Source organism: Leifsonia lichenia (assembly GCF_054780215.1).
Window position 1 is genome coordinate 259,999 of the sequence record NZ_BAAGWT010000010.1, and the last position, 19,366, is coordinate 279,364.

Here is a 19,366-nt window from a genome sequence, read left to right on the forward strand (position 1 = left end):
CGAATCTTGAGCGTTCTGGCTCACTTCACTCCTCCAGAGGTCAGGCCACCGACGAGGTAGCGCTGGAACACGAGGTACAGAACGACCACGGGCACGGCGCAGATGAGGGACGCCGCCATCATCTGCCCGTAGAGCGGGATCGCGCCACCCTCTTGCGTCGCCCCGAACACCTGCAGCGCCACGGCGGCGGTGCGGGTCTCGGGGTTGGTCAGCACGGATGCGAACAGCACGTCGTTCCAGCCGAGCAGGAACGCGAAGATGCCGGAGACGACGATGCCCGGCCAGCTCAGCGGCACCACGATGCGGGTCAGGATGCGCCACGACGACGCTCCGTCGATGCGCGCCGCCTCTTCGAGCGCCTTGGGCAGGCCGCGCAGGTAGGTGACCATGACCCAGGTCGAGAACGGGAGGGCGAACGTCAGGTAGGTGATGAACACCGCCCAGCGCGTCCCGATGATCTGAACCCCGAGCAGGCTCGCGGTCGACGAGAACAGCACGAACACCGGCAGCAGCATGAGCGTGCCGGGGATCGACTGCAGGCCGAGCAGGCCGCGCAGGAAGGTCAGGCGCCCGCGGAAGTCGTAGCGGACCAGCACGTACGCGGTCGCGACGGCGAGGAACGCACAGACGATGGCGACTGCGACGCAGACGATCACGCTGTTCATCAGCCCGGTGCCGAGGTCGACCGTCGTCCACACCTTGAGGTAGTTGTCGAGGTGCAGCTCGGTCGGGAAGAACGCGCCGCCGGCGACGGCGACGTCGGAGTTGATCGAGGCGAACAGCATGTAGAGCACAGGGCCGAGCACGATCACCAGCAGCACCGCGATGACCGCGATGAGCAGCGGGCGCGGCAGCAGCCGGGTGATGTCGGCCGAGGACGGCTTGACGGCGGTCATCGCTGCTCCTCTTCTCCCGAGTCGAGTTTCACGGCCCGCAGGTAGATGAACAGCGGGATGGCGATGAGCACCAGCGAGCAGATCGCCATCGCGGCGCTCAGCCCGAACCGGAAGCTCTGGAAGCTGGTGACGTACGTCAGCACCGGCAGCACGTCGACGTCCTGCGGCGCTGGCACCCCGAACAGCACGAACGGCAGCGTGAACGCGTTGATGTTGTGCAGGAACGCGATGATGAGCGCCAGCAGGATCGGACCGCGCAGGTACGGCAGGATCACCGAGCGCAGCTTGATCCACCAGGTGGCTCCGTCGATGGCCGCCGCCTCGTGCACCTCGTGGTCCACCGACTGCAGTCCGGCGAGGACGAGCAGGTAGAAGAACGGCCACGACGTCCAGATCTGCACGACGATGAGCGACCAGTAGCTGAGCGGGCCGTTGAGGAACAGCCCGGTGTGGATGCCCATCGCGCCGAGCGTCGAGTCGACGACGCCGCCCGGCTGCAGCATGGTGCGCCAGAGCGTGCCGACCACGAACGCGGGGAGCACGTACGGGATGAGGAACAGCGAGCGGACCAGCGCCCGGCCGCGGAACTTGTTCTGGGTGGCGAGGGCGGCGGCGAGACCGATCGGCATGGTGACGACCGCCGCGATCAGCGCGAAGGAGACGCTGATGCCGATGGAGCGCAGCAGCGACGACGAGACGATGGCCTCGACGTAGTTCTGCAGGCCGATGAACGGAGCCTGCAGCCAGCTCTGCAGCGTGTACTGGTCGAGGTCGAGCGTGGACATGATCGCCGCGACGATGAGCGGCACCACGATGATGACCAGCATGAGGATGCCGCCGGGGAGCAGCATCCAGAGCGGCCGGTTGCGCTCGTACTTCCGCTTGCGGCGCGGTGTGGCGTGCTGGTCGTTCCGGCCGGGGCGGCCGCCCGCGGGGGTGTTCCCCGCGGGCGAGCCGCTCTCGTGGCCGGTCGCGCCTTCCGGCGCGGCCAGGGTGGGGTTGGACATGATCGGTTCCGGCTACTTGGCCTTGTTCAGCGAGCTCTGCGCGGTGTCCTGCGCCGTCTTGAGCTTGGCCTCGAGATCGGAGGACGACACCGACCCGCTCGACAGCGACGGGATGGACTGGACCACCACGTTCACCAGGGCGAGCTGGGTGTCGCCCCACGCGCCGCTGAACGGAGTGCCGTACGCCTTGGTGCCCGCGTCGAGGATCGGCGCGATGAGCTCGTTGCCGTTCTCGATCTGCTTGGCCGCATCGGCGTTGGTCGGCAGATCGCCGAACGTCTTGGTGTACTTCACCTGGTTGTCCGTGCTGGTGAGCATCTTGACGAGGGCGAAGGCGAGGTCCTGGTTCTTGGAGTACTTCGCCACCACCATGTTGTCGCCGGAGATGATCGTCGCTGCGGCCTTCCCGTCGCTCGGGAGCGTGGTCGCCCCCGGCGGGATGGTCGGCATCACGGCGTACGCGTACTTGCCGGCGACGCTCGACTTGTCGAGCGAGACCTGCGACGACGAGGAGACCATCGGCAGGAACGCGGCCTTGCCGTCCGCGAAGGCCGCGACGGCGTTGGCGTTCTTCCAGCCGATCGCGGCGGGGTCGACGACCTTGTCGTCGGTGAGCCAGCCGAAGTACGTCTCGTACGCCTTCTTCACGGCGTCGTCGTCGATCGTGGCCTTCTTGCTCTTCAGGTCGAGGATGGTGTTGCCCTGCTGCATCGACATCGCCCAGACGAACTTCCACGGGTCGAAGCTGTCCGCGTACGCGACGGCCATGCCGTGCACGTCGCCGGAGGTGAGCTTCTTCGCCTGGTCGGCGAGCCCATCCCAGGTGTCCGCCGGCTTGTCGATGCCTGCCGCCTTCAGGAGGTCCTTGTTGTATGCCATCACGAACGGGCGGCTGAGGAACGGGATGCCCACCTCGTTCTTCTCGTCCGGCCCGGAGATGCCGAGCGTGGCCGGCACGAACCGGTCGCGGCCGCCGACCTTCTTCCAGTCGTCGTCGGTGAGCTTGACGAACGCGCCCGTGGAGTATGCGGTGGGGGTGAACGTGGTGCCGAGGTCGTAGATGTCCGGGCCCTGGCCGCTGAGCACCGAGGTCTGGATCTTGGTCAGCTCGTCGTTCGCGGACGCGAAGGTCTCGAACTTGACGGTGGCTCCCGTCTCCTTCTCGAACTGGGCGGAGACATCCTTGAACCACTGCTGCTGTTCGGTCGGGTAGAGCGAGTTGGCCGCGATCATGACGTCGAGGGTCTTGCCCTTGCCGTCGACCTTCCCGGAGGTGGAGGAGCCGGTGCTCCCCGACGAGGAGCAGCCGCTCAGTGCCAGGCCGATGACGGCCAGGCCGGCGACCGCGCCGAGCGCGATGCGAGATCTCATTCGTGACTCTCCTTTGAGACAGGGACGTGAGTGTCAGCACCCTCTGCTGGTGCAGGGAGGATGGTTGCTGAGGACTCTAAACAGCGCGGCAAGGTTGCTGCAACCGATTGCCATAATTTGCCATCGTGTGCTGAGATGTCGTCATGCAACCTCTCGCCGGAGCGGGGTCGGATCGCCCAGCCACCCTCGCAGACGTGGCGGCGGCCAGCGGCGTCGCCACCTCGACGGTCTCGCGCGCCCTCTCCAATCCCGGCCGGGTGAACGCCATCACCCGCGAGCGCATCGAGCAGGCAGCACGCGAGCTCAACTACGTGCCAAACTCGCAGGCCAGGGCACTCACCAGCGGCAAGACCCGCGCCATCGCCGTGCTCGTCTCCGACGTGACCAACCCGTTCTACTTCGGCATCATCCGGGGAACGCAGCAGCAGTTGAAGGCCGCCGGGTACACCCAGATCCTGGTCGACACCGAGGAGTCGGACGAGCTGGAGGACGGGATGCTGCACAAGCTCCGCCGCTCCTTCGACGGCGCGATCCTGGCCGCATCCCGCCTCACCGACAGGCGGCTGACCACGCTGGCGCAGGAGATCCCCCTGGTCGCGATCAACCGGCAGACCCGCGCCGTCCCGCACATCTTCATCGACACCCCGAGCGGCATCGAGCAGGCCGTCGGCCACCTCGTCTCCCTCGGCCACACCCAGCTCTGCTACGCCTCAGGACCAGAGACGTCGTGGTCGAACGAGGGTCGCTGGCGGGCCATGGTCAGGGCGGCGGAGCGCTACGGCGTCACGGCAACCAGGCTCGGCCCGTTCTCCCCGCGCCAGTACGCGGGCGCCGCTGCCGCCGACGCCGTCCTGCACGCGGGCGTCACCGCCTGCATCGCGTTCAACGACCTGCTGGCCATCGGGATGCTCGCCCGCTTCCGCGAGCGCGGCGTCGACGTGCCTGGCGACGTGAGCATCGTCGGCTGCGACGACATCTTCGGCGCCGACTTCTGCAACCCGCCGCTCACCACGCTCACCGCTCCGATCGAGCAGGCGGGGCGCACGGCGGTGTCCATGCTGCTCGCCAGGCTCGACGAGCAGAGCACGCTCGGGACGCGCCAGGGCGCCACCCTCCCCACCCACCTCACCGTGCGGTCCTCCACCGGGCCGGCGCGGAACTGAAAGGACGCCGATGACCACGCTCGCCCCGCATCCAGACCGCCTGTTCCCCGCCGACCCGGCGGAGCGCGACCTGGCCAGGCGCCTGCACGCGGCGGTCGCCGACGCACCCATCGTGTCGCCGCACGGGCACGTGCCGGCGGCGATGCTCGCCGACGACGAGCCGTTCGGAGACCCGTCTGCGCTCCTCATCACGCCCGACCACTACGTGACCAGGATGCTGCACGCGGTCGGCGTTCCCCTGGACGAGCTCGGCCTGTCCCGCGACGGCGCAGCACCGACCGCCTCCGGGAGGGAGATCTGGCGTCGCCTCTGCGAGAACTGGGACGTCTTCCTCGGAACCCCGGTCCGGTTCTGGTTCGAGTCGGAGTTCAGCGAGGTGTTCGGACTCACCGAGCAGCCGTCTGCGGCGAGCGCGGACGCCCTCTACGACCAGCTCTCCGAGACGCTGACCCGCCCGGAGTTCCGTCCGCGGGCGCTGTTCGACCGGTTCCGCATCTCGGTGCTCGCGACCACGGACGACCCGGCAGACGACCTGGCCGCCCACCAGCGCCTCCGCGACGACCCGACCTTCACCGGCCGCGTCGTCCCCACCTTCCGCGCCGACCGCTACATGCACCCGGACGAGCCGACCTGGCGCGGCAGACTGGATGCGCTGGCCGACCGCGCGGACATCGACACCTCCACATACCCCGGCCTCCTCGCCGCCCTGCGTGCGCGCCGCCAGGCGTTCATCGCCGCGGGAGGCACCGCGACGGACACCGGCGTGATCGACGCGGGGAGCGAGCCGCTCTCGGAGGCGGAGGCGTCACGCATCCACCTGGCCGCCATCGCCGGCAGCCTGACCGCCGCGGAGGCCGTGGCCTACCGACGCAACATGCTCTACCGGCTGGCCGAGATGGCGGCCGACGACGGCCTGGTGATGCAGTTGCACCCGGGCGTCATCCGCAACCACCACCGGCCGACGTTCGACGCGTTCGGGCCGGACACCGGCCACGACCTGCCGGCCGTGGGCGGTTTCACGGTGCCGCTCACGCCCATCCTGCGCGACTTCGGCACCAGCTCGACCTTCCGGATCGTGCTGTTCACGGTGGACGAGACGACGTTCTCGCGCGAGATCGCGCCGCTGGCGGGCTTCTACCCGAGCGTGTACGCGGGTGCGCCATGGTGGTTCATCGACACCCCCGCCGCGATCCTGCGCTACCGCCAGGCCATCACGGACAGCGCTGGTTTCACGAAGACCAGCGGCTTCATCGACGACACGCGGGCGTTCTGCTCCATCCCGGCCAGGCACGACATGTCACGCCGAGTGGATGCGTCGTTCCTCTCCTCCCTCGTGGTCACCCACCAGCTCGCGGAGGAGGACGCGTTCGCCATCGCACACCGCCTCGTCGACGACATCCCCCGCTCCACCTTCCGCCTCGGCTAGGCGTCGAGGAGTTCCAGCAGGCGGGTGGTGGTGCGCCAGGTGCGCACGGTCATCTGCTTGAAGACCGGCATCGCCATCAGACGCTGGATGCGGGTCTTGGTCGCGAGCGCCTTGGTGCGCGAGAAGTAGAGCGCGCCTGGCCCCGCGGTCATGCGGTCGACGCCGTCGCGCAGCTCGGGGAGCTGCGCCATCACCTCGTCGGCGGTGAGCGGGTGTTTCAGGAAGAACACCTCGCTGCGGAGTTCGTCAGACCCGTGGTCTGCTGGGGCGGCAGCGACCGTCGCCGCCAGTTCGTCCCTCGACCGGGCGATCACGGTGATCGGCGCATCCAGCCGGTGTCGCAGCATCGCCTCGACCGCGGCCTCCAGGCGTTGGCCGCTCTGCGGCTGCGCCTCGAACAGCACGTTGCCGCTCTGGCTGTGGGTGCGGACGCTCTCGTACCCCGCCGCGCGGAAGTCCTCCGCGAGTGCGGCCATCCCGATCAGGTTCGTGCCGCCCACATTGATGCCGCGCAGCAGGGCGACGTATCCGGCCATGCGCTCATGATCGCACCGACGACCGGCTCTGCGCGAGCCTCTGCGGCTCCCGCAGGAACTCCTCCCACGTCCGCTCGCCGCGCAGCGCCCCCTCCTCCGCCAGGTTCTCGCCTGCGCGGTATGCGCGTCCGACGCCCCCGGGGATGCGGACGGGCAGGCTCGGGCGCAGTCGCCGCCCGTCGGCCTCGGCGTACGCCGCCGCCAGCTCCCGGATTCCGAGCACGTCCGGTCCCGCGATGTCGGCGACGCGCCCTGCCGGGTCTCCGAGCGCGAGTTCGGCGAGCCTGGCAGCGACCTCGTCGCCGTGCACCGGCTCGAACCGCAGCCCGCCGGGTGTCGGCAGCAGCGGCAGCTTCGCCATCCCCGCCACGATCGGGAGCACGAAATCGTGGAGCTGGGCGGCGCGCAGCACGGTCCACGGCACGCCGGATTCCGCGATGATCCGCTCAGCCTCCGCCTTGGCGCGGAAGTACCCGATCGGCATCCTGTCGGCCCCGACCACCGAGATCAGGACGAGGTGCCGCACCCCGGCGGTCCGCGCCGCGGCGGAGAGCACGCGGGCGGCGACATCGTCGCCTTTCGCCCCTCCCGCGAGGTGCAGCACGACTCCGACCCCGTCGAGTGCTGCGGTGAGTCCCGCGCCGGTCACGGTGTCCCCTTGGACATGCTGGATGCCCGGCTCATCCGGGTGCGCGTGCCTGGAGAGGATGCGGAGGTCGCGGCCCGCCGCGCGCAGCAGCGGCACCACACGACCGCCGATGTTGCCTGTGCCGCCGGTCACCAGCAGTGGAGCATTCATGAGTGGTTGCCTTCCCTGTCACAGTCGAGGGTGTTCCCTCGTCGACATTCCGACGATCATGAACGAGGAGATGTGACATGAGCGACCAGAAATCCTTGGCGAGACGCTTCGAGACCGAGCGGCCGAGACTGCGCGCCATCGCGGCCCGCCTGCTCGGTTCGACGGCGGACGCGGACGACGCGGTCCAAGAGACCTGGCTCCGGCTCGAACGCACGGACGTCGCGAGCATCCAGAACCTCGAAGCCTGGCTGACCACGGTCGTCTCCCGGGTGAGCCTGGACGTTCTCCGCGCCCCGCGCCGCGCCCGCGAGCACTCGTGGCAGGTCGAGCCCTGGCGGGACGAGCCGGTCTCCGCCGACCTCGACCCCGCCGACCTGGTGGAGAAGGGCGATCGCATCAGCACTGCCCTGCTCGTCCTCCTGGAGACGCTGAACCCAGCCGAACGCATCGCCCTCGTGCTGCACGACGTCTTCGGCCAGCCGTTCGACGAGGTCGCGACCGTACTCGACACGTCACCAGCGGCCGCACGCCAGCTCGCGTCGCGCGCGAGACGCCGGGTGCGCGGAGCATCCCCCCCTCCGCCCTCGGAGCGCCGCAGCACCAGACGGATCGTGGATGCGTGGCTCGCCGCCGCGCAGGACGGCGACCTGACCGCGCTCCTCTCCCTGCTCGACGCCGACGCCGTGCTCCACGCCGACTACGGCGCATCCACCCAGCTCGTCGACGGCGCGCGGTCGATCGCGGAGCAGGCCGTGCTCTCCGGCCGGCTGGCCGCCCACTCCACCCCCATCCTGATCGGCGGCCGCCCCGGCGTCGCCGCCGTGCTGAACGGCACCGTCGCGTCGATCATGGCGTTCGACATCGTCGGAGGCCGCATCGTCGCGCTGGACGTGCTGGCGGACCCGGCGCGGCTGCGGGAGCTGGGGGTGGAGGCGGTGCTCGCCGGCTGACCTCAGGATGCACTCCGTCCTCAAAAGTGCAAGAATGCACTCTATGCCAGAAAGTGCAATCTCCCAGCGCGAGCGCCGCAAGGCGGAGACCGCGCGCGGGCTCAAGGATGCATCGCGCCGCCTCACCATCGAGCGGGGGCTCAGCGGGTTCACCATCGAGGAGTTGTGCGAGGAGGTCGGCGTCTCGCGGCGCACCTTCTTCAACTACTTCGCGTCCAAAGAGAACGCCGTCATGGGCGTGCCCGTCGACGTGGACGAGTCCGGCGCTGCCGAGAGGTTCGCCGCCGCCGGGGCGCGCGGCTACGGCAGCCTGGTCGACGACCTGCTCGAACTGCATCTCGACCGGTGGGCGTTCGGCGGCATCACCGCGGAGGAGGTCCACCAGCTCTTCGCGGCGTTCGAGCGCGAGCCGCGTCTGCTTCATCACATGCTCGAGCTGGCGAGCAGAGGCGAGCGCGACGACATCGAGCTCGTCGAGCGCAGGGAGGGACTGCCGGCCGGAGACCTCCGTGCCGCCGCCGCCGTGCAGCTCGTCGGCGCTGTGCTGCGCGCGAGCGCGGAGGAGTTCTTCCGCACAGACGACGCAAGCGACTTCCCCACCCTCATGCGGCGGCGCCTCGACGCCGTCCGCGACCTGTTCGCCTGACCTGGCCCCACGACCCACCCCGCGCGACCCACCTCACCCCACCCAGATCTCACCCCACCCAGACCTCCCCCACACCGAACGGACCACATGACCGCCATCGCTCCCGCGCCGATGCTGCTGACCAAGCGGCGCATCTGGATCATCTTCAGCGCCCTCATCGCCGGGATGCTGCTCTCCAGCCTCGACCAGACCATCGTGTCGACCGCCATGCCGACCATCGTCGGCGACCTGGGCGGCGTCGAGAACCAGGTCTGGATCACCACCGCGTACATTCTCGCCACCACCATCGTGATGCCCGTCTACGGCAAGCTCGGCGACGTCATCGGGCGGCGCTGGCTGTTCATCATCGCCATCGCGGTCTTCACCGCCGCCTCCATCGGCTGCGCGTTCGCCTCCGACTTCTGGATGTTCGTCGTGTTCCGCGCGATGCAGGGCCTGGGCGGCGGCGGGCTGATGATCCTCTCGCAGGCGATCATCGCCGACATCGTCCCCGCCAACGAACGCGGCAAGTACCTCGGACCGCTCGGCGCCATCTTCGGCCTCTCCGCCGTCGCGGGTCCGCTGCTCGGCGGCTTCTTCGTCGACCACCTCACCTGGCAGTGGGCGTTCTACATCAACATCCCGGTCGGAATCGCCGCGTTCGTGATCGCGCTGCTCGCCCTCAGACTGCCGAGCAAGCGGGCGACACAGCCGATCGACATCCTCGGCATCCTGTTCCTGTCGATCGCCACGACCTGCCTGATCTTCTTCACCGACTTCGGCGGCGACAAGACGCACGGCTGGGGTTCGCTCGCGACGTGGGCGTGGGGCATCGGGATGCTGCTGGCGGCCGTCGCGTTCGTCATCACCGAGGCGAGGGCGAAAGATCCGATCATCCCGCTCAGCCTGTTCAAGAACCCGATCTTCATCAACGCCACCGCGATCGGGCTCGCGCTCGGCATCGGGATGTTCGCGGCCATCGGCTTCGTTCCCACCTTCCTGCAGATGTCGTCCGGCACGTCGGCGGCCGCATCCGGTCTGCTGATGATCCCGATGATGGTCGGCCTGATCGGCACCTCGATCCTGTCCGGCGCCGCGATCACCAAGACGGGGCGCTACCGGCTCTACCCGATCCTCGGCACGATCATCACCGGAATCGCCATGGTGTGCATGACGACGCTCGCCGCATCCACGCCGATCTGGCTGATCTGCGTGTACCTGTTCGTCTTCGGCGCGGGTCTCGGCCTGATCATGCAGGTGGTCGTTCTCGTGGTGCAGAACGCGGTTCCCGCCGCGCAGATCGGCACCGCCACCTCCACGAACAACTACTTCCGCGAGGTGGGAGCCGCGCTCGGCACGGCCGTGTTCGGCACCCTGTTCACCACGCGCCTCACCGAGAACCTGACCGACGTGTTCACCAAGGCGGGCGCCTCGGCCACCGACGCGGCCGGCGCGACGGCGACGCTCAGCCCCGAAGCGCTCAACAAACTGCCGGAGGCGGTGCACACCGGCGTCGTGAACGCGTACGCCGACGCGCTCGCCCCGGTGTTCTGGTATCTCATCCCATTCATCGCGGCCGCCTTCCTGCTCGCACTGTTCCTCAAGCAGATCCCGCTCTCCGACCAGGCCGGACTCGTCGCGCGCGGCGAGGCCATCTCCGGCGAGGAGGCGGAACGGCTCGAAGCGGAGCAGCGCGGACGGGTGCAGCCGGAGAGCGAGCGCCTGACTCCCTAGCGCACGCCGCGCATCCTGTTATCGTCGGTGCATCCGGCGAAGGGCGGGCAGGTGTCAGGAGTGGGGAACGAGCGGCGGTCGCGCATCCCGATCGAGCTCACGATCAGCGTGATCCTGAGCTATCTGGTCGGCGTGCTGCAGATCCTGGCCGGGATCGCGCTGATCTTCGTGCGCTACGCGGACGGGCTCACGGCGGTGGAGCGAACGGTCGTCACCATCGTCGGCGCGTGCACGATCCTGCTCGGGCTGCTGGTGTGCGCACTCGCGTCAGGGCTCACGCGCGCCAGACGGGATGCGCGACTGTTCCTGACCATCCTGATCTCGATCACGATCGCCCTCGGGATCGTCGTGCTGGTCTCCGACGGAGAGGTGACCACGTTCCGCATCGTCGACCTGGTGATCTCGGCCGCGGTGATCATCGTGCTGTGGACAGGGCGCGTCGCTCGCTCCTTCGCACATACCGCCGATGAGCGAACCGGATGATCTCGATCAGCCCGACGCTCACCGCGGAGAAGAACAGCACCAGCGCGGCCGTCACGATCGACGGGTCGACCAGCACGAGGAAGTCCCTGGCGATCGGCACGGAGTAGACCAGGATCAGCCCGGCCATCATCGCGCCGATGATGAGGATCTTCCAGCCGTCGATGGGCCGGGACAGCACCACGAGCACCCACAGCCCGACGATGGTCAGGATGAGCGTCGAACCGGTGCGCAGCTCCGCCTCCGGGATGCCCGCCTGCGTCGCCGACCACGAGTACGCGAGCAGCATCAGCGCGATCACCGCGCCAGCGGGGGCGGCGAACGAGAGCGAGCGCGCGAGGAAGCCGGGGATGTAGCGCCGCTTGTTCGGCATCAGCGCGAGGAAGAAGGCGGGCAGGCCGATCGTCAGGCCGTCGATGACGGAGAGCTGGCGCGGCAGGAACGGGAACTGCAGCAGGAACACCCCGAACAGCGCGGCGAGCGCCGTCGCATACGCGGTCTTCGTGAGGAACAGCATCGACACGCGCTCGATGTTCGCGATCACCTGCCGCCCCTCCGCCACCACGCTCGGCAGGTGGGAGAACCGGCCGTCGAGCAGCACGATCCGGGCAACGGCCTTCGTCGCTGCCGCGCCGGACTCCATAGCGATGCCTATATCCGCCTCTTTGATGGCGAGGGCGTCGTTGACCCCGTCCCCTGTCATCGCGACCGTGTGACCTGCCGCTTTGAGGGCGACGACGATGGCCTTCTTCTGGTCGGGCGTGACGCGGCCGAAGACGATGTGCTCCTCGAGCACCCTGGTGAGCTCGGCCTGGTCGTCGGGCAGCGAGCGGGCGTCGTAGCCGTCCGGCGCATCCAGCCCCACCTGCCTGGCGATGGCGGCGACGGTCTGCGGGTTGTCCCCGGAGATCACCCGCACGCCGACGCCCTGCTCGGCGAAGTAGCGCAGGGTCTCGGCGGCGTCCGGCCGGATGCGCTCCCGGAAGGTGAGCAGCGCCACAGGGACCAGCTCGCCCGGCAGGCGCTCGTCGTCTCCCAGCGGCTGCGTGCTGTGCGCGAGCACGAGGGTGCGGCGACCGGATGCGGCGAGCTCGGCCGAACGGCTGCGGAGCCGGTCGTCGGGGAACACCATCTCGGGGCCGCCGAGCACCCAGCTCCCCGGCGCATCCGCGGTGCCGGGGCCGCCCGCATCCCCGAACGACACAGCACTCCACTTCCGCGCCGACGAGAACGGGATGCGCCCGGTCGGCCCCCCGTCGACCGGATGCGCGTACTCCGCGACCAGACAGCGCGCGGTCGCGTTCGCATCCGGTTCCGTGCCGTACCAGGCGAGCACCGACCGCCAGCCGTGCGGTTGCGTGTCGGACAGCAGGTGCTCGGCGTCGAACTCGATGTCGCCCTCGGTCAGCGTTCCGGTCTTGTCGAGGCAGATCAGGTCGACGCGGGCGAGGCCCTCCACCGCCGCCAGCTCCTGCACCAGCACCTGACGCCGCGCGAGCTTCACCGCGCCGACCGCGAATGCGATGCTCGTCATCAGCACCAGCCCGAGCGGGATCATGGCGACCACGGCCGCGATCGTGTTGACGGCCGCCTGGCGCCAGGCGCCCGTCGAGAACGTCTCCGACCAGCCGCCGAGCGCGATCACCTGCGCGTTGAAGACCAGCAGCGCGATCGGGCCGACCACCCAGGTCACCCAGCGGAGCACCCTGTCGATCGAGGAGCGCAGCTCGCTCGCGACGAGGGAGAACTTCTTGGCCTGCGCCGACAGCTTGTTGGCGAACGAGTCGGCGCCGACCTTGTCGACCAGCGCCGTCCCCTCCCCCGCCACGACCACCGAGCCGGACAGCACCTCGTCGCCCTGCGCCTTGTCGATCGGGTCGGACTCGCCGGTCAGCAGCGACTCGTCGAGCTGGAAGTGCCCTGCCTCCACCACCCGCGCATCCGCGGGGACCTGGTCTCCTGCCCGCAGCACCAGCAGGTCGTCGAGCACGACGTCCGAGACGGCGATCGACGCCTCCTCACCGTCGCGGCGCACCCGCGCGTTCGGCGCGTGCAGCACGGCCAGCTTGTCGAGCGCCGCCTTGGCCCGGAACTCCTGCACCGACCCGATGACGGTGTTGGCGATAGCGCTCAGGCCGAACAGCGCGTCCTGCCAGCGGCCGAGCACCAGCAGCACGAGGAAACAGGCCGCGATGATGCCGTTGAACAGGGTGAGCACGTTCGCCCTGACGATGCTGCCGACGCTGCGGCTCGCGTCCTGCCGGAACGCGTTCGTGCGCCCGTCGGCGACCCGCTCCGCCACCTCGGCCGAGGTCAGGCCGAGGCGTTCGTCTGTCGCGATCCCGTCCGGCATTGCTCCCCCTCACCGAGCGAATCGGGCGCGCCCCGTGTGCAGAATGCTAATCGTTCGGCTACGGGCCTCCAAGATCCGCCGGCCGGATGTGCCCTCGCGGGTCTAGGGTGAGGCCATGAAGCGCAGTTGGCCGTTCATCGTCCCCGGCGTGGTCCTCGGCCTCGTCGGCCTGGTGTGGACCCTGCAGGGCCTCAACGTGCTGCGCGGCTCTGCGATGAGCGGGTCCTCGCTGTGGGGAACCATCGGCCCGATCGTACTGGTGGTCGGGCTCGCGCTGATCGTGGTCGGCGTCGTCCGAAGCCGCCGCACGCAGTGACCGGCTAGAGCCGTCGTCCCGTTCCGGCCACGACGCGCCGGTGCAGCACCACAAGTCCCGCCGACGCGAGCAGGGCGAGGACGGCCGGGATGACGAACACCAACGGCAGCCCGATCGTGCCGGCCCCGATGCCGCCGGCGAGGCCGCCGAGCGCCGAGCTGAGCGCGGGGGCCGTGATGAAGATCGCGGACGCCGTCGCGATGGCGCTGGGGAGCAGCCTCTGCGCCACGATGATCCCGAGCCCGGCGAACACACCCCAGACGCCGCCCATCAGAATCTGACCGGCGAAGAGTCCGGCCGCCGACGCGGTCGTTGCGAACAGCAGATTGGCGCCGACGCCGAAGAGCGCCCCGACGACCATGAGCGGCAACATCCCGGTGCGGCGAGCGACGACGACGGCCAGCGGCATGAGCGCGAGCTCGACCAGGGGCTGGATGCCGATGATCGCTCCGCTGAGCGCGCCGGGGAAATGGAGCTGGTCGTTCATGTAGATCGGCAGGTAGGCGTACTTGATCGGTTCCCCGGCGTAGACGAGCACGTACAGGCCGGTGAATGCGAGGAGCGGCAGCATCGCCCGAACCGGCACGTGCGACCGCACCACGGTCGCGGCGGACTCGTGCGTGTCGGTGGTGGGGACCGCATCCACTCGTTCGCGCAGCGTTCCGATGGGCAGGAGCTGCGCGACGGTGCAGACCGCCGTCGCGATCAGCGTCACCCGCAGACTCGTCTGCGCGGCGAGGTACGACCCGGCGACGGGGCCGATCACCCAGCCGAACGTCAGCGCCATCCGCACGATGGAGACCACGCCGTCGCCGACCGGTGTGGGGTCGGCGGCGAGCTCGTCGTGGATGGCGGCGAACAACTGCGATGCCGCCGCCCCCGCGAAGCCGAGGACGACGGCGCTGACGACGAACGGCATCCAGAGCTGGCCGGAGAACGCGATGGCGAGCCAGCCGACGCCGCCTGCCACCGCGCACAGCCGGAAGAGGCCGAGTCTCCGGCCGGTGCGGTCGGAGCGCCGTCCGATCAGGTAGCCGGCGACGGGGGCGGTGAGATTGGTGAGGTAGTACAGGCCGGCGACGGTGAGCGAGCTGCCCAGGTCGTTGACGAGGAACTGCGCGATCTGCGGTGCGGCGGCCGACGTCCCGAGACCGGAGAGGAAGAGGGCGAGCGTCGCGCCGCGATACAGGGGGCTCTGCAGCACGACCCGCACGGCGGACGGGCTGCGGGTGAGCTGGTCGGTCATCGAGGCGCGTCTCCGTTGGCGTGGGCAAAAACCATTAAGTGAATGGTTTTCTGCGATGCTATGCGCTCGGGCCGGATGGCGCAACCGCGTGCGGGTGCAGGCGAGCGTGGGCGTGGGCGTGGGCGTGGGCTAGAGCTTGCTTCCTCAGTGTTCTGGCCAACCCGCGTAGAACGACTCCACGGCCGCATCGAAGCCGGTCCCGCTCGAAACGGAGTCGCGCCCGCGGAGGCGATGCGGTCGAACCCGAGGATGTCGATCTTGTTCGCAATCGCAGACGCACTGAGAGTCGAGCCGGAGGAACTGCTCCGTCGTTAGTGCCCGAGTTGCGCCCCTTCCTCGACCAATTTGAACAGCCCAGGTCAGGCGCGCAGGGCGACTCCGCCTTCCTTTGCGACATGTTTCCGTTGAGAATGTTTCACTCTGCTATGGTTTGCCTACTCAGTTTCTGATTTCAGATTCAGGACTGGCTCAACGGAGAGGAAGTGCCATGGCACGTTGGATGACAGTCGCTGCCGGGGTGGCGGTCGCATGCATCGTCGGAGCTACCCTGACGGGCTTCGCACCTACCGAGGAATCGGGGATCGAAGAGGTTCCAACCGACCTCCAGGGTTTTGTCTTCGTCGCAAACGAGACGGTTTATGACCCCGAAACCCTCGAAGAAGTCGCCACGATGGACGAGTATGTCGAGGCTTATGAGGATGCCGGGATCGAGGTCGATTCGAGCAACGCTGAGGCAACCGACACCTCGAAAGCGAACCTCGGCTTCGCTCCTCGACTCACGACGACGCAGTTTGTGACGGCTTCTGTTCGGACACCTCGGGTCAAGATGGAGGCTCCCGGGTGTTCGGGGCAGGACCAGAACCGGAGTCTTCAGCGATACTCCAGGGGTGCCAAAGGTGGCGCAGCCCGCGGCGTCGCGGACTTGCGGTGCGGAAACAACTCCTGGGGTTGGCGTCACGTCGACTACCAGCACCGCACGCACTGGGCGAACAAGGTCGCCGGGTCCGGGGCAAGCTGGAACGACTTCGCTCGATGGGCGATGGGGTCCGCTCTCAACGCTCCCGCCTCAGCGCCCTACGACTCCAGTCGGCGCACCTACGCATACACGGCTCCCATCCAGGTGTGGGTCAATGGCAAACTGAAGACCCAGTTCAACACCGTCGTCCCAGTGACCAACGGCGACGGATGGCGGATCATCACGGCATACCCGGCAGGATAGCGATGGCACAAGCAGAAGCGGAACGACTCCTCGCCTGGGTGAAGGAGAACAACCCGCAGATTGTTGACGTTCATCTACCGACGCTGCACGTCACGGTGCGAGCGGGCGATGGGAAAGCTGTCGTCTTCCGGCTCAGCCCGGAGATCGTCGCACGCGCAAAGAAGGATGCCCCTCACGCGGACTTGCAAGGGTACGGCGGACTTCTGCTCATCCAGATGGACGAAGCGATAGCGACCGCGCCGCACAGCGCACGCTTCGTGCAGACCGAATCGGGTTTCGTTCCTGCTGACCGCTGATCGGAATCCACGAACGGCGACACGAGCCCCGGATTACCTTCAGGTAGTCCGGGGCTCGTCGCCTTCTTCGAGAGGATCGTCGCTGGCCCATAAGAAGCGTTGAGCGCGCACTGGATGACGTGACAACGAGACGATTCAGCGCGCCCCGAAAACGGCCAGAGACGGGCATCAGCGATGACTATTTCAACTTGCTTTCGGGGTGCATGAACCAACCTGCACTGCCTAAAGAGGGTGCCGTCGCGGAGTTTTGGCGTTCGCTCTAACCTTGTACATGAAAAACATGGCCCTAGACGCCTACGTTCACGTCCTCAGCATCCCGCCCATCGGCGGGATGCTTTGTTTAGCGCGATGGCGCAACCGCACCCACCGGCTTCTCGTCCGTCCCCTTGATCACCCAGTACACGACCGCCAGCGCGAGCACCCCGACCACGGGAGCGAGGACGTTCGCGACGGCGGGACCGACGGACGCGTGGCCGACGGCGAACACCGAGACGTCCCACAGGCCGTGGAGGAGCATCGCCCAGATCAGCGAGCCGGTGACACGCCGCACGATGTAGAACGCGGTGCCGGATGCGAACGCCATCAGCACCTGGATGAGGGTGCCGCCGAGAGGCGCCCCGAGCGCGGTGTTGACGAGGTGCATCGCGCCGAACAGGACACTGGAGAGTGCCCACACCCAGCCTTCCGGCAGCCGCGAACGGAATGCCGTGAGCACGAGACCCCGCGCCATAAGCTCCTCGTTGAAGCCGACCAGGACACCCAGGGCCACCAGCGCGATGATGAACGAACCGTCGAACTTCGACCAGTCCGTGTTGACGAGGTTCGCGAGAGCGACCAGCAGCATCAGGATCGGCACGAAGATGGGCCACTTGTGGTGCGACCGCTTCCGCTCGAAGATCGCGGGCCGCCACCAGCCGAGCAGCGACGTGGTGATCGCGAGCAGCACAGCGGCGACCGCGAGGTCGACCACCGCGCCCTTCCAGGTCTCCTCCGCCGAGGCGCCGATCCGGGTGTACGGAACGCCCATCAGCTTCGTGACCAGGAAGATCACGACGACGTAACCGGCCCAGATGGCGAAACCGATCCAGAGTCGGGGGTGGATGCGCATGGCGGGCCTTCCTGGTCTGCTAGCCGAACACCAGGTACGTCCCTGACTTTCCGGGCTCGGTCAGAGTGAACATCGGCGTGAGGTCGGTGCGTCGCACGAGCTCCAACTGCTGGGTGAACAGCTCGCTCGTGACGAACACGACCATATCGGCCTCCCACTCGCGAGCGAACCAGGCGCGCAGTGCGGCGAGGAGCCGCTCATCCATCCGCGTGGCCATTCGCGTCCGCCGCACCCAGAAGTAGACGACGAGGTCGACCTCCGCCCACGGTTCGCCGCCGAGGGGTGTCACCGTGGCCTTCGCCAGGAAGGACGCCCCGGTGGGGAAGATGTAGACGCAGCCCAGACATTCGTCCCCGGCCGGGTCGATCACGGTGTACGTGAGGGCGCGCCGGTCGTTGTGGCGCTCCTCGAGACCGGCGAGGTCCGCGCGGTTCGCCTCGACGGTGAAGTCGTCCTCCGGCCAGGTCGACTGCTCCCACAGCCTCAGGTCGTCCCGCGTCTCCATCAGCGCGGCATGGTCGCTCGCCGCGTCGTCCGCCACGATCGGGCGGAGGACGAACTCCGCTGTCGTCAGGCCCGCAGGGATGGGGCCTGCCACATGGGTGTCGGGCGCTCCGCTCTGCTCACTGGTCCCCGTCTCACTGGTCCCCGTCTCACTGGTCACCGTCGAATTGCACCATCAGACCCGGGCAGGCGCAACCATGCCACGCGTCGGGAGCCTCCGGCTCACGCCGCCGAGCGTTCGGCGGCTGGACGGCGACGCAGCGACGGGTCGCCGACCTCCGGCCCGCGGTAGACCATGTCCAGCGCGCCGATGCTCTCGCCGGGCGGCACGATCGCGTCGATCCGGTCGAGCACGTCGTCGGAGAGCGAGACCTCCGTGCCGGCGAGCGTGTCCTCCAACTGCTCCATCGTCCGCGGCCCGGCGATCGCGGAGGTGACCCCGGGATGCGCGATGGCGAACGCCATGGCGAGGTGCGTCAGCTTCACGCCGGACTCGTCTGCGAGCTTCACGAGCTCCTCGACGGCCGCCAGCCGCCGTTCGTCGCGGAAGTGGCGCATCCCCGTCCTGGTGGAGCGGAAGTTGTCGTTCTCCTGACCTGCCCGGTATCTGCCCGTCAGCGTGCCGCCCGCGAGCGGGCTGTAGACGAGCGTCCCCATCCCGTAGCGTTCGGCGACCGGCAGGATCTCGCGCTCGATCTCGCGGTCGAGGATCGAGTAGTTCGGCTGCTCCGTGCGGAAGCGTTCGAACCCGCGGCGTTCCGCCATCCACTGCGCCTCCACGATCTCCGATCCGCGCATCGAGGAGGAGCCGATCGCGCGCACTTTACCCTGGCGGACCAGGTCGGTGAGCGCGGAGAGCGTCTCGTCGATGTCCGTCTCCGGGTCTGGCCGGTGGAGCTGGTAGAGGTCGATGTGGTCCGTCTGCAGGCGCCGGAGCGAGCGCTCGACCGCCTGCATGATCCAGCGACGGGATGCGCCGCGGTGGTTGAGGTCGTCGTCGACCGGCCCCCAGAACTTGGTGGCGAGCACGACGTCGTCGCGGCGGCCCTTGAGCGCTTCGCCGACGACCTCCTCGGAGTCCCCGTAGCGGTCGGCGGTGTCGACGAAGTTGATCCCAGCGTCGAGCGCACGGTGGATGATGGCGATCCCCTGCTGGCGGTCGGGATTGCCGAGGGAACCCAGCATCATCGCGCCGAGCGCGTACGGGGTGACTTTGATGCCGGTGCGGCCGAGAGTGCGGTACTGCATGATGCCTGCTCCTTGCGTTGGGGGATGCTCGTGGTGCCGGAGGCGGCAGTGCTCTAGAATCGAGCAACCGGAACATCACTCCGGTTAGT

General features: G+C 68.5%; 19 protein-coding genes. 9 read left to right on the forward strand and 10 right to left on the reverse strand.

Annotated features, from left to right (window positions below; translation table 11 throughout):
* Positions 1-20: 20 nt before the first annotated feature.
* The 3 genes from ACYVGI_RS18545 to ACYVGI_RS18555 are packed head-to-tail and all read right to left on the reverse strand — an operon-like array spanning position 21 to position 3,274.
* Positions 21-896: a carbohydrate ABC transporter permease gene (locus ACYVGI_RS18545; RefSeq protein ID WP_460634055.1), complete on the reverse strand. Its 876-nt coding sequence runs from the start codon at positions 894-896 to the stop codon at positions 21-23.
* Positions 893-1,903 carry a carbohydrate ABC transporter permease gene (locus ACYVGI_RS18550; protein WP_460634056.1) on the reverse strand — a complete coding sequence of 337 codons (1,011 nt, stop codon included), beginning with the start codon at positions 1,901-1,903 and terminating at the stop codon, positions 893-895. The genes ACYVGI_RS18545 and ACYVGI_RS18550 overlap by 4 nt, the downstream gene beginning before the upstream one ends.
* Before the next feature lie 12 nt (positions 1,904-1,915).
* Complete coding sequence (locus tag ACYVGI_RS18555) at positions 1,916-3,274, reverse strand: ABC transporter substrate-binding protein (RefSeq protein ID WP_460634057.1); 1,359 nt, start codon at positions 3,272-3,274, stop codon at positions 1,916-1,918.
* 143 nt (positions 3,275-3,417) lie between these two features.
* On the opposite strand from ACYVGI_RS18555, the gene ACYVGI_RS18560 reads away from it, so the two are divergent.
* On the forward strand, positions 3,418-4,437 hold the full coding sequence (locus ACYVGI_RS18560) for a LacI family DNA-binding transcriptional regulator (protein ID WP_460634058.1): 1,020 nt from the start codon (positions 3,418-3,420) through the stop codon (positions 4,435-4,437).
* Between the two features lie 10 nt (positions 4,438-4,447).
* A complete protein-coding gene (gene uxaC, locus ACYVGI_RS18565; RefSeq protein WP_460634059.1) occupies positions 4,448-5,863 on the forward strand; it encodes a glucuronate isomerase in 1,416 nt (471 codons plus the stop codon).
* On the opposite strand, the gene ACYVGI_RS18570 is transcribed toward uxaC, so the two are convergent.
* Positions 5,860-6,399, reverse strand: coding sequence for a DUF1697 domain-containing protein (locus ACYVGI_RS18570; protein WP_460634060.1), 540 nt, complete (start codon positions 6,397-6,399; stop codon positions 5,860-5,862). The genes uxaC and ACYVGI_RS18570 overlap by 4 nt on opposite strands.
* Before the next feature lie 4 nt (positions 6,400-6,403).
* Positions 6,404-7,198: an SDR family oxidoreductase gene (locus ACYVGI_RS18575; protein ID WP_460634061.1), complete on the reverse strand. Its 795-nt coding sequence runs from the start codon at positions 7,196-7,198 to the stop codon at positions 6,404-6,406.
* A 77-nt stretch (positions 7,199-7,275) separates the two neighbouring features.
* Here ACYVGI_RS18575 and ACYVGI_RS18580 point away from each other — a divergent pair, with 77 nt between their 5' ends.
* The 4 genes from ACYVGI_RS18580 to ACYVGI_RS18595 all read left to right on the forward strand — a co-directional run bounded on the left by ACYVGI_RS18580 (position 7,276) and on the right by ACYVGI_RS18595 (position 10,990).
* The gene (locus tag ACYVGI_RS18580; RefSeq protein ID WP_460634062.1) at positions 7,276-8,148 is read left to right on the forward strand and encodes a sigma-70 family RNA polymerase sigma factor; all 873 of its coding nucleotides are present in this window, start codon (positions 7,276-7,278) and stop codon (positions 8,146-8,148) included.
* 43 nt (positions 8,149-8,191) lie between these two features.
* A complete protein-coding gene (locus tag ACYVGI_RS18585; RefSeq protein ID WP_460634063.1) occupies positions 8,192-8,794 on the forward strand; it encodes a TetR/AcrR family transcriptional regulator in 603 nt (200 codons plus the stop codon).
* An 87-nt stretch (positions 8,795-8,881) separates the two neighbouring features.
* A complete protein-coding gene (locus tag ACYVGI_RS18590) occupies positions 8,882-10,507 on the forward strand; it encodes an MDR family MFS transporter (protein WP_460634064.1) in 1,626 nt (541 codons plus the stop codon).
* A 51-nt stretch (positions 10,508-10,558) separates the two neighbouring features.
* Positions 10,559-10,990 carry a hypothetical protein gene (locus ACYVGI_RS18595; protein WP_460634065.1) on the forward strand — a complete coding sequence of 144 codons (432 nt, stop codon included), beginning with the start codon at positions 10,559-10,561 and terminating at the stop codon, positions 10,988-10,990.
* On the opposite strand, the gene ACYVGI_RS18600 is transcribed toward ACYVGI_RS18595, so the two are convergent.
* A complete protein-coding gene (locus tag ACYVGI_RS18600) occupies positions 10,923-13,340 on the reverse strand; it encodes an HAD-IC family P-type ATPase (RefSeq protein WP_460634066.1) in 2,418 nt (805 codons plus the stop codon). The genes ACYVGI_RS18595 and ACYVGI_RS18600 overlap by 68 nt on opposite strands.
* Before the next feature lie 115 nt (positions 13,341-13,455).
* On the opposite strand from ACYVGI_RS18600, the gene ACYVGI_RS18605 reads away from it, so the two are divergent.
* On the forward strand, positions 13,456-13,656 hold the full coding sequence (locus ACYVGI_RS18605; RefSeq protein ID WP_460634067.1) for a hypothetical protein: 201 nt from the start codon (positions 13,456-13,458) through the stop codon (positions 13,654-13,656).
* A gap of 4 nt (positions 13,657-13,660) precedes the next feature.
* Here the strand turns inward: ACYVGI_RS18605 and ACYVGI_RS18610 are convergent, their stop codons facing one another.
* On the reverse strand, positions 13,661-14,902 hold the full coding sequence (locus ACYVGI_RS18610; protein WP_460634068.1) for an MFS transporter: 1,242 nt from the start codon (positions 14,900-14,902) through the stop codon (positions 13,661-13,663).
* Positions 14,903-15,401: 499 nt separating this feature from the next.
* Between ACYVGI_RS18610 and ACYVGI_RS18615 the strand changes: the two genes are divergently transcribed.
* Together ACYVGI_RS18615 and ACYVGI_RS18620 are read left to right on the forward strand one after the other, a co-directional pair.
* On the forward strand, positions 15,402-16,121 hold the full coding sequence (locus ACYVGI_RS18615) for a hypothetical protein (RefSeq protein WP_460634069.1): 720 nt from the start codon (positions 15,402-15,404) through the stop codon (positions 16,119-16,121).
* Positions 16,122-16,123: 2 nt separating this feature from the next.
* Positions 16,124-16,417 carry a hypothetical protein gene (locus tag ACYVGI_RS18620; RefSeq protein ID WP_460634070.1) on the forward strand — a complete coding sequence of 98 codons (294 nt, stop codon included), beginning with the start codon at positions 16,124-16,126 and terminating at the stop codon, positions 16,415-16,417.
* Between the two features lie 340 nt (positions 16,418-16,757).
* Here the strand turns inward: ACYVGI_RS18620 and ACYVGI_RS18625 are convergent, their stop codons facing one another.
* The 3 genes from ACYVGI_RS18625 to ACYVGI_RS18635 all read right to left on the reverse strand — a co-directional run bounded on the left by ACYVGI_RS18625 (position 16,758) and on the right by ACYVGI_RS18635 (position 19,277).
* Positions 16,758-17,525 carry a lysostaphin resistance A-like protein gene (locus ACYVGI_RS18625; protein WP_460634071.1) on the reverse strand — a complete coding sequence of 256 codons (768 nt, stop codon included), beginning with the start codon at positions 17,523-17,525 and terminating at the stop codon, positions 16,758-16,760.
* 19 nt (positions 17,526-17,544) lie between these two features.
* A complete protein-coding gene (locus ACYVGI_RS18630; protein ID WP_460634072.1) occupies positions 17,545-18,189 on the reverse strand; it encodes a GNAT family N-acetyltransferase in 645 nt (214 codons plus the stop codon).
* 62 nt (positions 18,190-18,251) lie between these two features.
* Positions 18,252-19,277, reverse strand: coding sequence for an aldo/keto reductase (locus ACYVGI_RS18635; protein ID WP_460634073.1), 1,026 nt, complete (start codon positions 19,275-19,277; stop codon positions 18,252-18,254).
* Positions 19,278-19,366: the final 89 nt, after the last annotated feature.